Here is a 13542-nt window from a genome sequence, read left to right as displayed (position 1 = left end):
TTTTATTCAGAGGCGGAGCGTTTTTTTGTTTGGGCACGAGGGAGGTAAGACATGGAAATTGAAGGTAAAATTGCAGTGGTGACAGGCGCTGCGCAGGGCATCGGGCGCGCCCTCTGCGAGGCGCTGCACAAGGCCGGAGCGAAGCATGTCGTTGCCGTGGATCTCAAGCGCGAAGGTATTGAAGAGACAGCGAAAATTACTAACGGCACGGCAATGCAATGCGATGTGTCGGACCAGGCACAGATCGAGGCGATGATTGACAAGATCGAAACCGAAATCGGGCCAATCGACCTGTTCTGCTCCAATGCCGGAATTCTGAACGGGCAGGATTTGTCGTTTGAAAACATAGCCTTCGCCAGCACTGATGAATGGAACAGGGCCTGGACGGTAAACGTGATGGCGCATGTCCATGCCGCGCGGCATCTGGTGCCGAAAATGAAGGCGCGGGGGGGCGGGTATTTCATGCATACCGCCAGTGCCGCAGGGCTATTAAATCAAGTAGGATCAGCGACTTACGGCGTGACCAAACATGCCGCCGTGGGCTTTGCCGAGGCGTTGGCATTCGGCCATAAGGATGACAACATCCGCGTGACTGTGCTCTGCCCGCAGGGGGTGGATACCGAGATGGTGCGCGGCACCGGCGAGAACCCGGCCACGGCGGATGGAATCCTTTCGACTCAAGAGGTTGCAGAGGAAACTCTGCAAGCGATCCGCGATGAGACGTTCCTTGTCCTGCCCCACAAACTGGTCGCGAAATACATGCACAACAAGGTCAGCGACTATGACCGCTGGATCAGCGGCATGGCGAAGCTTCAGGCGATGTATAAAGGCGCAAACTCTTGAAAGGTCAACGGGGCGAAAAGCACGAAATCCGGGGGGTGACTCCCGGCTGCCCGCTGGCTGACTCCCGGCTGCCGTGCGCGCGGATGCGGATTAACCCTTTGTTAGGTTAATCCACCGCGCGGGATGGTCACGGGTTGAAAGGAACTTTGCCGCAGAAGTGCCGCATCAGTCGGCGATGTCCGACACCAGAACGGCGGGCGGCGCAATGACCGCCGGATGCGTGCCGCTGGCCGACGGGGCGCGCGATTGCGCCGCGAAATAGCCAAGCCCGGCACAGATTGCCCCAAGCGCGACGGAGCGCATCAGCGGCGCGCGCGCCTGCGGCATGACCGCAGCATCATTCGGCGTTGCGCATTCATCGCCGATACATTGCATCGCCACCCTCCAAAACTCATCCGAGCCTGGGAGGGTAGCGCCAAATCCTGAACCAACCGTATCGTGGCAGAATTATTCGCGGACAAGTTTATCGTAACTTTCGGCGATTTCGCGGGTCAGCGCACCGACTTCAAAAGTCCAATCGCCAATCTGCCCGACCGGTGTAACCTCGGCGGCCGAACCGGTGAGCCAGCATTGCTCCATGCCTTCGAGTTCTCCCGGTTCGATGTGGCGTTCATGCACCTTGATGTCGCGCTCCTTGAGCATGCCGATCACCGTCTGGCGGGTAAGCCCGTTGAGGATGGCGTCGGGCAGCGGCGTGTGAACCTCACCGTCTTTCACAAAGAAGATGTTGGCCCCCGTCGCCTCGGCCACGTAACCGCGATAGTCGAGGAACATCGCATCCGAGCACCCTTTGGCTTCGGCGGCATGTTTCGACATGGTGCAGATCATGTAGAGGCCCGCGGCCTTGGCGTGAACCGGGATCGTTTCGGGCGACGGGCGTTTCCACTTGGCCACGTCAAGCTTGGCACCCTTGAATTTCGCATCACCATAATAACTGCCCCATTCCCAGGCGGCGACGGCCATGCGCACCGGGTTGCGCGACGAGCTGACGCCCATGTCTTCACCCGCACCGCGCCACGCGACCGCGCGAACATAGGCATTGTCGAGACCGTTGGCATCAAGCACAGCGCGCTTGGCGGTTTCGATCTCATCAACCGAATAAGGGATTTCCATTTCCATATATTCAGCCGACTTGTGCAGTCGTTCAGAGTGCTGGCGGCCCAGGAAAATCTTGCCATCGTAGCAGCGCTCGCCCTCAAAAACCGATGAGGCATAATGCAGGGCATGTGTCAGAACATGCACATTGGCGGAACGCCAGTCGACCAGCTTACCATCCATCCAGATCTTGCCATCACGATCATCATAGCCTGCCATTGTCTTTCTCCTTCAAGGCTGCCTATTTGCATTTATTGCGCAGGTTACGACCGCTTCGGACATAAAGTTACGCAAAAGCTGCGATTCGCTACCAGTTGCGTCTTGGAATGTCAACAAAGCTGACTTATTGTAACAACAGCAGATGGCGAAATGTGAACCGGAGGGCGGCATGACCGATAGCACCAGCAGCGAAAGCCTGCTCTTTCTGACCGATGAGCAGCTTAGGCAGGGCATTGAGGCGATGTTCTTTGCCTATCGCGGATTCACTGCCGACCCCGATCGTATTCTTTCGGGGCTGGCCTATGGGCGCGCGCATCACCGGGCGCTTCACTTTATTGCCCGCGCGCCGGGGACGACTGTGAACAACCTTCTGGAAATCCTCGGGGTCACCAAGCAATCGCTGAACCGTGTATTGCGCACCTTGGTGGAAGATGGCCTTGTGGAGAGCGAGGTGGGCAAGATTGACCGACGCGAGCGCAATCTCTATCTGACCGAGGATGGCGTTGCTCTGGAGCGGCGCATTGCAGAGGTTCAACGCGCACGCATGCGCACCGCCTATCGCAATGCCGGCCCCGAGGCCGTGGCCGGGTTTCGCACGGTTCTCGAGTCGATGATGGACCCGGAGATGCGCAGGAAATACATCGGGCTGAAGGATGGTGGAACATGAACGATTTTGAACCACACCTGTTGATCGTCGACGATGATGAGCGGATCCGCCTGCTGCTTCAGACATATTTGAAGCGCAACGGATTTCTTGTCACCGGGGGGCGCGACGCGGCGCATGCACGGCGGCTTCTCGAAGGGCTGGATTTTGATCTGATCGTGCTCGACGTGATGATGCCAGGCGAGGACGGGATCAGCCTGACACGGAGTTTGCGCGAGACCATGACAACGCCGATCCTGCTACTGACGGCACGGAGCGAGACCAACGACAGAATTTCCGGGCTTGAAGCCGGGGCCGATGACTATCTGGCCAAACCGTTTGAGCCAAAAGAATTATTGCTCAGGATCAACGCCATCTTGCGCCGGATGCCCGAGGTGCAGGCCGCAGACGTTCGCCCCAAATCGCTTCGGCTTGGCCCGCACCGCTATGATATCGAGCGCGGCGAACTTTGGCGCGGCGACGAGTTGGTGCGGCTGACTGCGACGGAAAATGATCTGATGCGGATTTTTGCAGCCATGCCGGGAGAGCCGGTAAGCCGCGCCACCTTGGTCGAAGAGTTGGGCCGCGATGCCGAGCAGGCGCAGGAACGCGCCGTCGATGTTCAGATCACCCGTCTCAGACGCAAGATCGAGGACGACCCGAAACAGCCGCGTTATCTGCAAACGGTGCGCGGTGCGGGCTATATGCTGGCGCCGGATTGAGCGCGGTGCCGCTGACGGCGGGCGGGGCAAGCCCACCCACCGCAATTGATGCGACAGTCGATCAGAACCGGAAAGTCGTGCGCAGTTGAAGCGTTGTCGCTTCGATGTCGCTGCCGGTTCCTGCGAAGTTGTCAAACTGGTGATAGTTGAGTTCACCACCCAGTGACACGTTGTTGGTGATCATGTGCTCATAACCAACACCGACCAGCCAACCGCTGTCATCGCCTGCGGCGGTATAGGCACGCGCGCCACCAACGAGGCCATAGACGAGGCCCGGACCAGTATCATAACCGGCGCGCAGCTTGAGCCGCGCAATGTTATCGATATCGGTGCCGCCAACGGTGATGTCTGCCCAATCATAGTCGATCCCGGCGCCGACGACCCAGCTGCCGAAATCATAGTCGTAACCGGCAGTGAGACCATAAAGTTCGCCGTCTCCGCTGGCACCGGGGTTAGCCGTTACATCACCATAGCCAAGCTCGATACCGCCATAGCCGCCGGTCCAGTCTCCGGCCGAGGCCGCGCCTGCGGCGGCGGTTGTTGCGAGGGCCAACGCGCTGATTTTCAGAATGTTCATGGCAAGTCCTTTCGTTCGAGTTTTTTGCTGTCTCCTTTACAAACGTAGTGAGCCCAGGATTTGTTCAACTGGTGTGGACACCAAAAAGCGAATTCTCGGCCAAAGCCGGCATGAAATGGCCCAAACCGGGGGTTGCAACGGCAAGGATTAGCCGAAAAGCGCCGAATATTCCTCGCGCAGGGCCTTTTTTTGCACCTTGCCCATGGTGTTACGCGGCAGTTCGGACACGAAGAACAGCTGTTTAGGTCGTTTGAATTTGGCCAGATTGCTGCCTGTGACGGCGGTGATGTCGTTTTCCGTCAGCGCCCCATTCTCTTTGACCACCACGGCGACAACAGCCTCGCCGAAGTCGGGATGCGGCACGCCGATCACGGCGGATTCCAGCACGCCGGGAATATCGTCGATCAGGCTTTCGATCTCTTTCGGGTAGACATTGAAACCGCCGGTGATGATCAGATCCTTATCGCGCCCGACAATGGTAACATAGCCATCGGCGTCTTTCTGGCCCAGATCGCCGGTGATGAACCAGCCATCGGGGCGCAGTTCTTCGGCGGTCTTTTCGGGCATCTGCCAATAGCCTTTGAACACATTTGAACCGCGCACTTCGAGTGTGCCGATTTCGCCCTGCGCAACCTCTTTGCCGTTGTCCATGATCCGCAGCTCGACACCAGGCAGAGGGAACCCCACAGTTCCGGCGCGGCGTTCGCCATCGTAGGGGTTGGAAGTGCTCATGTTGGTTTCGGTCATGCCGTAACGCTCAAGGATGCGGTGACCGGTGCGCGCCTCCCACTTCTCATGGGTGTCGACCAGTAATGGGGCAGAGCCAGACACGAAAAGCCGCATGTTAGAGACTGTTTCGCGATTAAGGCGCGGGTCATCCAGCAGGCGGGTATAGAAGGTGGGCACGCCCATCAATGCGGTTGATTTGGGCATCGCATCAAGAATGGCAGGGGCATTAAAGCCGGGCAGGAAGACCGTAGACGCACCCGCCAGAAGCGCAACATTGGTGGCAACGAAAAGCCCATGCGTATGAAAGATCGGCAGCGCGTGGATCAGCACATCGTCAGAAGTAAAACGCCAGTAGTCCCGCAGGGTTTCAGAGTTGGAGGCAAGATTGGCATGGCTGAGCATCGCACCCTTGGAGCGGCCCGTGGTGCCCGAAGTATAAAGGATCGCGGCCAGATCATCGGGGCCGCGCGCGACGGCAACAAAGCCGGAGGCATCTGTCAGACCGGCGGTAAGGCAGCCCTGCCCGTCGGCATCTAGCGTGAACAGTGTGGCGGTGCCGATCAGTGGCGCGATTTCCGCCTCGCGAGAGGGATCGCAGACCACCACGGCGGGCGTGGCATCGGTGAGGAAATAAGACACCTCGGCGCCGGTATAGGCGGTATTGAGCGGCAGAAATATTCCGCCCGCCAGCACCGTGCCAATATAGAGTTGCACCGCTTCGATCGACTTTTCCACCTGAACCGCGACGCGATCACCCGGCCTGAGCCCGGCGTCGAGAAGCCGCGCCGCGAACCGTTCAGCCCCTTCAAAAAGTGCGCCATATCCGACATCGGGCAACCCCGGGCGCGTCGCGAAGGGTTTTGCACGCAGGACGGGGAGATGCTGGGCAAGGCGGTGGGCGAGATGGTTGTCACGATACATTGGTCTTCCTTTCGAATTCCCGCCTTTCATCAAACGCATGACAGCTATTTTCAAGCAAAGATTGACCCCTGAAGGAAGCCGCCCTAGTCCGAAGGGAGGTAAGGAGAGGTGCGACATGAACCCGCTTAGAGGTATTGCTCTCAAATTGGGGTCGGTGACGATGTTTGTCGTCATGGCGTCGCTGATCAAGGCGACGGCCGATCATATTCCGCCGGGTGAGGCGGTTTTCTTTCGCTCGTTCTTTGCGCTGCCGGTGATTTTGGGGTGGCTCTGGATGCGGGGCGATATGCGCACGGGTCTCAAGGTGGCATCAAAGATGGGGCATTTCTGGCGAGGATTTGTCGGCACGGCGGCAATGGGCATGATGTTTACCGGTCTCGGGTTGTTGCCTCTGCCCGAGGTAACGGCAATCGGATTTGCCGCGCCGATCCTTACGGTGATCTTTGCCGCGATGTTTCTCAATGAGAGCGTCGGAGTGGTGCGGTTGAGCGCGGTTGCGCTGGGGCTTTGTGGGGTTCTGATCGTCTTGTCGCCACGGTTGAGCGCGTTTTCGGGCGAAACGGTGCAGACGGCACAGGCGATGGGGGCGGTGATCGTTCTGATGGGGGCGGTCTGTGCGGCGCTGGCGCAGATCTACATCCGCAAACTGGTGGCGACCGAGCAGACTTCGGCCATCGTGTTCTATTTTTCAATTACGTCCAGCATTCTGGCGCTGGCTACGCTGCCGTTTGGTTGGGTTGTGCCAACCCTCTGGGAAGCGGCTCTTTTGGTGTTGAGCGGGATTATCGGGGGGTTTGGACAGATTTTCCTCACGTCGGCCTATCGCAACGCCGATGCCAGCGTGGTGGCGCCGTTTGATTATGCCTCAATGCTTCTCGCGCTGTTGATCGGGTATTTCGTGTTTGCAGAGGTACCGACCATGATCATGTTGAGTGGTGCCGGATTGGTTATTCTGGCAGGGGTCATCATCATCCTGCGCGAAAGCTGGCTTGGGCTGGAACGGGGTCGCGCACGCAAGAACATCACACCGCAAGGCTAGCCGGAGAAATCACCATGACAGAGACTGTACCTGCAAAAGCGCTGGGTGAAGGGCCGCTTGAACAAGACAGCCCACGCGATCAGCTGGGCATAAAGGCGCGGCTGGCTGTTGCGGGGGTTGCCGTGGCACAGCCCAACTGGGACGGGGTGATCTGTCTGCCCGGCGATCCGAGCCATTGGGTGCATCTGAGCGCGGGCGAGGTGGTAAGCTTTCAATCGTTCCTGACGCTGCGCTTGGCGGCGGCTCTTGTCACCGATCGCCAGACACCGGCCGCGACCCCCGACATGAGCGCCGTGCAAGACAGCATGGCGCGCCCCGAGCGCATCGCGTCACAACTCAGAAGCGCCGAGTTGGGCCGGAATAGAGACGCTATTCTGGGGCATTTGATGGGTGCCGAGCTGGCCGCGGCGCGGGCTTATTGGCTGGGTCAGCAAGTGATTGTTCTGGGCGAAGACGACACCGCCCTGGCATATGCGACTGTGTTGGAAGCGCAGGGCGTCCCGGTGACACGTGGCACGCGCGCGGTTTGTGAGGATGCAGCGCGCTCGGCGCTGGGCTCCAAGAGGCGTTAGGCGCCGCTTGCGTCAGGGCGTGGTGCGTGACACGCTTCTGACAGAGATCGGGAGGAAAAAGATGACAAGCGAGGTTAAAGACCGCGAGGTGTTGTTGCCGCAGACTGTGCAACTGCGCAACGAGGGGATGGCGCTCGATCTCGATTGGGTGCAGCGGGTGCAGGCCAACACCTCCGCCATCGAGCGCCGCGCTGCGACATTGCCGGGGCGGCGCAGTGTGAAGAAGGATTATCAGGCGGCGTGGCTGTGCAAGGCGGTAAACTGCATCGACCTTACCACACTGGCCGGGGATGACACCGTGGGGCGGGTAATGCGGCTCTGTGCCAAGGCACGCCAGCCGGTGCGCGCCGATCTGTTGGAAGCGTTGGGGATGGAGGGGCTGACCGTTGGGGCCGTCTGCGTCTATCACGACATGATCGCGCCTGCGGTTGAGGCTCTAACGGGGTCGGGCATTCCCGTGGCGGCGGTTTCGACCGGGTTTCCTGCGGGGTTGTCACCGTTTCATTTGCGCGTGGCGGAGATTGAAGAAAGCGTAAAGGCCGGGGCGCGCGAGATAGATATCGTGATTTCGCGTCGGCACGTTCTGACCGGGGATTGGCAGGCCCTTTACGACGAGATGCGTGCCTTTCGCGCCGCCTGTGGTGAGGCGCATGTGAAGGCGATTTTGGCGACCGGAGAGTTGGGCACGCTGCGCAATGTGGCGCGTGCCAGTGTGGTTTGCATGATGGCGGGGGCGGATTTCATCAAGACCTCGACCGGCAAGGAACCTGTCAATGCAACGCTGCCCGTCTCATTGGTCATGATCCGCGCGATTAGAGACTATTACAGCCGAACTGGCGTGCGAGTGGGGTATAAACCGGCGGGTGGAATCTCCAAGGCCAAGGATGCTTTGGTCTACCTGGCGCTGATCAAGGAAGAGTTGGGTGATGAGTGGCTTTCGCCCGATCTGTTCCGTTTTGGCGCATCGAGCCTCTTGGGTGATATCGAGCGGCAATTGGAGCATCATGTGACGGGCCGGTATTCGGCCTCGTACAGGCATGGGATGGGGTGAGGCGCATGAGCGTGAAAGAGATTTTCGAGAGCATGGAGTATGGCCCGGCCCCGGAAGGCGCGGCAGAGGCGTTTGCCTGGCTGGTTGATCAGGGGAGCCGGTTTGGTCATTTCATCGACGGTGGGTTTAGCGAACCGGACGAAGGGTTTCTCTCGAAGAACCCGGCCAACGGCGAGACCCTAGCGACCCTCACCCAAGCCACCCAAGCCGATGTGGATGCCGCCGTTGCCGCAGCGCGCAAGGCGCAGGGGAAATGGGCGCGTCTGGGTGGGCATGGTCGGGCCAAACATCTCTATGCGCTGGCGCGTGCTTTGCAGAAACATTCGCGGCTTTTCGCCGTGTTAGAGACGCTTGATAACGGCAAACCGATCCGCGAAAGCCGCGATATCGATGTGCCATTGGTGCATCGGCATTTCTATTATCATGCCGGGATGGCGCAGCTGATGGAAAGCGAACTGCCCGACGCCGAGCCGCTGGGCGTGTGCGGGCAGATCATCCCGTGGAACTTCCCGCTCTTGATGCTGGCCTGGAAGGTCGCACCGGCGCTGGCGATGGGCAATTCCGTGGTGTTGAAGCCTGCGGAATATACCTCGCTCACCGCGCTGTTGTTTGCCGATATCTGCCGTCAGGTGGGTCTACCCAAAGGGGTGGTCAATATCGTGACCGGCGATGGCGCGGTGGGCGAGATGATCGTGAACCACGAAGGTATCGACAAGATCGCCTTTACCGGAAGCACCGATGTCGGGCGGCGCATACGAGAGGCCACAGCGGGTAGCGGTAAGGCGCTGACCTTGGAGTTGGGCGGGAAGAGCCCGTATATCGTGTTTGACGATGCCGATATCGACAGCGCGATCGAGGGGCTGGTCGATGCGATCTGGTTCAATCAGGGGCAAGTTTGCTGTGCCGGGTCACGATTGCTGGTGCAGGAGGGCATTGCCGAAGGGTTTTACGACAAGCTGCGTAAGCGGATGGCTGGCTTGCGCATTGGCAGCCCGCTGGACAAGTCGATTGATGTGGGGGCGATTGTTGATCCGGTTCAGTTGCAGGCGATCACCGAAATGGTCGAGAGCTGTGACGATGGTGAGCGCTATGCCACCCCTATGGACCCGCCGGTAGAGGGCTGCTTTTATCCTCCGACGCTGATCACCGGGCTGTCACCTGCGCACCGGCTGATGCAGGAGGAGATCTTCGGGCCCGTGTTGGTGGCCGCAACGTTCCGCACGCCGGACGAGGCCGTGGCGATGGCGAATAACACCCGCTATGGCTTGGCGGCGAGCCTTTGGAGCGAAAACTTGAACCTTGCGCTCGATGTCGCGCCAAAGCTGGCCGCCGGGGTGGTTTGGGTCAATTCAACCAACCTGTTTGATGCAGCCGCAGGCTTTGGCGGGGTAAGAGAGAGCGGGTTCGGGCGCGAAGGCGGTTGGGAAGGCCTTGGCGCCTATACACGACCCAAGGGGCGCAGCAAGGTTCTGGCCAAAATCGAGCCTAATCCAGCCAAAAACGGTGATTTTGAGGGGATTGACCGGACCGCGAAACTCTATATCGGCGGCAAGCAGGCGCGCCCCGATGGGGGATATTCCAGCAATGTCTGGGGCAAGAATGGCAAGCTGTTAGGCCAAGTGCCGATTGCCAACCGCAAGGATATTCGCAATGCGGTTGAAGCCGCGCGAGGGGCCGGTGCCTGGGGTAAGACCACGGGACATTTGCGGGCGCAAATTCTCTATTACATCGCCGAAAACCTTGATGCACGGGCCAAGGAATTTGCGGCGCGGATTGATGCGATGCGCGGCGGGCGGCAGGGTGCAAAAGAGGTCGAGGCAAGCGTGCGGCGGCTGTTTACCTATGCCGCCTGGGCCGACAAGTTTGACGGTCAGGTGCATGGTGTGCCGATCCGCGGAGTGGCCTTGGCAATGCGCGAACCCGTGGGGGTGATCGGGGCGTTTTGCGCCGATGAGGCACCGCTGCTCGGGCTGATCTCGGTCATGGGGCCTGCGATGGCGATGGGCAACCGCGCGGTTTTGGTGGCATCGGCGCCTTATCCTCTGGCAGCAACAGATCTTTACCAGGTGCTCGACACGTCGGATGTGCCGGGTGGAGTGGTCAATATCCTGACCGGGAGCCACGAGGATCTTGCGCCGACATTGGCGGGGCATATGGATGTTGATGCGGTCTGGTCGTTTTCGTCGAGCGATCTCTCCGGCGTGATCGAACGCGAAAGCGCGGGGAACCTGAAGCGCACATGGGTGAACAATGGCCGGGCGCGCGACTGGTCCGGGGACGACGGCGAGGGGCGCGCGTTTCTCAACGCGGCGACCGAGGTCAAGAATATCTGGGTGCCGTATGGCGAGTAAGGCCGCGTGCCTGCTCTGACAGGCGGCCTTCTGATGGCTTAGTTTGACAGACCTTCCGGGCGACCGACCACCACGAAGCTGAGATGCTCGGGATCGAGCAATTCGCGCGCGACGCGGTTGACCTGTTCCAGCGTCACCGCCTCGACCTTGTCGTTGCGCGTGGCGATGTAATCAAGCGGCATATGCGCGACCTGCATGTTGGCCATGATGTTGGCAATCGGGCCGTTGCCATCAAACCGCAGGGGGTAAGAGCCGGTGAGATAGGTCTTGGCGTCTTGCAATTCTTCTGCGGTCACGCCGGTGTCGTGCATACGCTGCCATTCAGCCTTGATCACCTCGATGGTTTCGGCAACGCGATCATTCGCCGAGGCGACCGAGCCCATCCAGATATCGGTGAATTCCTTGTCTACGAGATAGGAATAGACGCCATAGGTCAGGCCGCGTTTCTCACGCACTTCGGTCATCAGGCGGGATTCGAAACCGCCGCCGCCAAGGATAACATCGATAAGATAGGCGGCGAAGAAATCGGGATGGTCGAGCGGCAAGCCGCGCTGGCCGAAGATTGCGACGGATTGCGGCGTGTCAAAATCAATCACGGTGAGATCGCCGGTGAATTGCGGATTGGCCCTGCCGGGCATGGCTGGACCGCTGGCAGGCAGATCGGCAAGCAAGCTGTCAAGCAGCGCGCCGAGTTCTTCGGCGGTGATGTCGCCGACAGCGCTGACATAGAGACGATCGCGCGCCATGGTGGCTGCGTGGGCGGCAAGGATATCGGCACGGCCGAGCGCGGTGACGCTCTCGATGGTGCCGTCTTTCGAGCTGGCATAGGGGTGATCACCGAACACCGCCGCGTCAAAGGCGCGTCCGGCGATGGCGTTGGGGTCTTTCAGGTCCGAGCGCAAACCCGAGAGTATCTGGGCGCGTACCCGCTCGATCGCATCCTCGTCAAAGCGCGGATTGATCAGCGTTTCGCGCAGAAGGGTGATAGCCTGATCGCGGTTCTCGGTGAGGAATTTGGCCGAGATAGAGACTGTATCGTCGCTGGCGCGGTAGCGGAACGAGGCGGCGAGGCTTTCCGCCGCGCGGGCGAATTCGCGCGCGTCCATGTCGCCCGCGCCCTCTTCGAGCAGGGCGGTCATCAGGTTGATCGCGCCGCGTTTGCCGGGCGCATCGAGCGAGGCACCGCCCTTGAAGCGCAGCTCAAGCGCGATGAAGGGGATTTGATGCTCCTCGACCAACCAGGCCTCAATCCCGCCGGGCGAGGTAATCTCCTTGATATCCACACCCGCGCGGGCCGGAAGGGCGAATGTCAGGGCGGCAACGAGGGTAAGAGCCAGACGCATCATCATTGGGTAATCTCCTTGGTCTCGGCGCTCATCAGCCACCCGGTAACTGCATTGCGGCGCACTAACACTTCGCGCGCGGCGGCGAGGATGTCTTCTTCGCCTACCGCTTGCAACACGTCGGGCCAGGCCTGCACATCCGCGATTGTCAGCCCGGTGGTCAGCGCCCCGCCATAGCGGTTGGCCAGGCTTTCAACAGAGTCGCGGGCATAGATCTGGGAGGCGCGCAGTTGCATCTTGATGCGTTCCAACTGTTCGCGATCAACACCGGCTTGCAGGAATTGCGCCAGAGCGTCATCCATCGCGTCTTCGGCCTCTTGCAGGGTGACACCTTCGGAGGGCACGACGACCAGATTGAAGGTGCTTTCATCAAGCGAACTGCCATCATAGAAAGCGCCGGTATAGACCGCCTTCTGGGTTTCGAATTGTAATTTCTCAGAAAACCAAGAGGTATTGCCTCCGCCCAGAAGCTCGGACAGCAAAGTGAGGGCCGCGGCTTGTTCCTGATCTCCGCTGTTGCGTTCGGGCGCGAGGTAGGAGCGGCTGACATAGGGTTGGGCGACGCGCGGGTCGTGAAAGGTCAGCCGACGTTCGGCCATTTGTGGTGGCTCGGACGGGCGGGCGCGGGGTGCAAGATCGGGGTTGGCGGGCAGGACGCCGTAATATTTCTCGGCCAGCCCGCGCACCTCGTCTGGCAACACATCACCGGCCACCACCAGCACGGCGTTATTGGGCGCGTAAAAGCGCTTGTAGTAGGTCATGGCCGCGTTGAGATCGAGTTTCTCCATCTCGTGGCGCCAGCCGATCACCGGCACACCATAGCGGTGATTGAGATATTGCGCCGCGCGTTTCTGTTCACGAAACAGCGCGTCCGGGTTGTTTTCGACGCGCATGTTACGCTCTTCTATGATCACATCACGTTCGGTGGCGATGTCATCCTCGGAGAGGCGGATGTTGATCATCCTGTCGCTCTCCATGCGCATCATCAGTTCGAGCCGATCAGCCGCGACGCGTTGGAAATAGGCGGTGTAGTCAAAGCTGGTAAAGGCGTTGTCGCGCCCCCCATTGCGCGCGACGGTCGACGAAAATTCGCCGGATTCAAGGGTGTCGGTGGCCTTGAACAGCAGATGCTCAAGAAAATGCGCCACACCCGAGACGCCCGGCGTTTCATCGGCTGATCCGGCGCGATACCAGACCATATGCACCACCACCGGCGCGCGGTGATCCTCGATCACAACCACCTCCATGCCATTATCGAGCGTGAAGCTTGTCACCTGATCATCAGCCCGAGCCCCGGATAGCGCGGGCAGGCTCAGGAAAATAGCGAACATTGCGAACACGGTGAGCCATCGGGTCAGGGGCTTCGTCATAGGGGTTTTCCTCTCGACATGGCGGTTGAGGCAGACAATAGGCACCCGCGCAGCCGCTGCAAGGCAT

At 60.0% G+C, this 13542-nt stretch carries 13 protein-coding genes; 7 read left to right on the top strand and 6 right to left on the bottom strand.

The window, feature by feature from the left end:
• The first annotated feature begins 51 nt into the window (after positions 1–51).
• Complete coding sequence (locus tag LZG00_01205; GenBank protein ID MCF3592613.1) at positions 52–843, top strand: SDR family oxidoreductase; 792 nt, start codon at positions 52–54, stop codon at positions 841–843.
• Between the two features lie 165 nt (positions 844–1008).
• On the opposite strand, the gene LZG00_01200 is transcribed toward LZG00_01205, so the two are convergent.
• A complete protein-coding gene (locus LZG00_01200) occupies positions 1009–1218 on the bottom strand; it encodes a hypothetical protein (GenBank protein MCF3592612.1) in 210 nt (69 codons plus the stop codon).
• Positions 1219–1290: 72 nt separating this feature from the next.
• Positions 1291–2157 (bottom strand): branched-chain amino acid aminotransferase, encoded by an 867-nt coding sequence (locus tag LZG00_01195; protein ID MCF3592611.1) that lies wholly within the window; start codon positions 2155–2157, stop codon positions 1291–1293.
• Between the two features lie 169 nt (positions 2158–2326).
• Here LZG00_01195 and LZG00_01190 point away from each other — a divergent pair, with 169 nt between their 5' ends.
• Both LZG00_01190 and LZG00_01185 read left to right on the top strand, forming a co-directional pair.
• A complete protein-coding gene (locus LZG00_01190) occupies positions 2327–2824 on the top strand; it encodes a MarR family transcriptional regulator (protein ID MCF3592610.1) in 498 nt (165 codons plus the stop codon).
• Positions 2821–3522, top strand: coding sequence for a response regulator (locus LZG00_01185; protein MCF3592609.1), 702 nt, complete (start codon positions 2821–2823; stop codon positions 3520–3522). The genes LZG00_01190 and LZG00_01185 overlap by 4 nt, the downstream gene beginning before the upstream one ends.
• A 61-nt stretch (positions 3523–3583) precedes the next feature.
• Here the strand turns inward: LZG00_01185 and LZG00_01180 are convergent, their stop codons facing one another.
• Positions 3584–4099, bottom strand: a complete 516-nt coding sequence (locus LZG00_01180; protein ID MCF3592608.1) for a porin family protein — start codon at positions 4097–4099, stop codon at positions 3584–3586.
• Between the two features lie 147 nt (positions 4100–4246).
• A complete protein-coding gene (locus tag LZG00_01175; GenBank protein ID MCF3592607.1) occupies positions 4247–5749 on the bottom strand; it encodes a malonyl-CoA synthase in 1503 nt (500 codons plus the stop codon).
• A 115-nt stretch (positions 5750–5864) separates the two neighbouring features.
• On the opposite strand from LZG00_01175, the gene LZG00_01170 reads away from it, so the two are divergent.
• From LZG00_01170 to LZG00_01155, 4 genes are all read left to right on the top strand, one after another.
• Entirely contained in the window at positions 5865–6788 is a 924-nt protein-coding gene (locus LZG00_01170) for a DMT family transporter (protein ID MCF3592606.1), read from the top strand.
• A gap of 14 nt (positions 6789–6802) precedes the next feature.
• On the top strand, positions 6803–7360 hold the full coding sequence (locus LZG00_01165; protein ID MCF3592605.1) for a 2-dehydro-3-deoxygalactonokinase: 558 nt from the start codon (positions 6803–6805) through the stop codon (positions 7358–7360).
• Between the two features lie 61 nt (positions 7361–7421).
• Positions 7422–8411: a deoxyribose-phosphate aldolase gene (gene deoC / locus LZG00_01160; protein MCF3592604.1), complete on the top strand. Its 990-nt coding sequence runs from the start codon at positions 7422–7424 to the stop codon at positions 8409–8411.
• Between the two features lie 5 nt (positions 8412–8416).
• On the top strand, positions 8417–10762 hold the full coding sequence (locus LZG00_01155; GenBank protein MCF3592603.1) for an aldehyde dehydrogenase family protein: 2346 nt from the start codon (positions 8417–8419) through the stop codon (positions 10760–10762).
• Between the two features lie 38 nt (positions 10763–10800).
• On the opposite strand, the gene LZG00_01150 is transcribed toward LZG00_01155, so the two are convergent.
• Positions 10801–12108 (bottom strand): insulinase family protein, encoded by a 1308-nt coding sequence (locus tag LZG00_01150; GenBank protein ID MCF3592602.1) that lies wholly within the window; start codon positions 12106–12108, stop codon positions 10801–10803.
• A complete protein-coding gene (locus LZG00_01145) occupies positions 12108–13436 on the bottom strand; it encodes an insulinase family protein (protein MCF3592601.1) in 1329 nt (442 codons plus the stop codon). Before LZG00_01145 ends, LZG00_01150 begins: the two co-directional genes overlap by 1 nt.
• Between the last annotated feature and the right edge of the window lie 106 nt (positions 13437–13542).

Source organism: Rhodobacteraceae bacterium LMO-JJ12 (assembly GCA_021555075.1).
GTDB lineage: Bacteria > Pseudomonadota > Alphaproteobacteria > Rhodobacterales > Rhodobacteraceae > JAKGBX01.
This window is presented reverse-complemented; position numbering and strand designations above follow the sequence as displayed.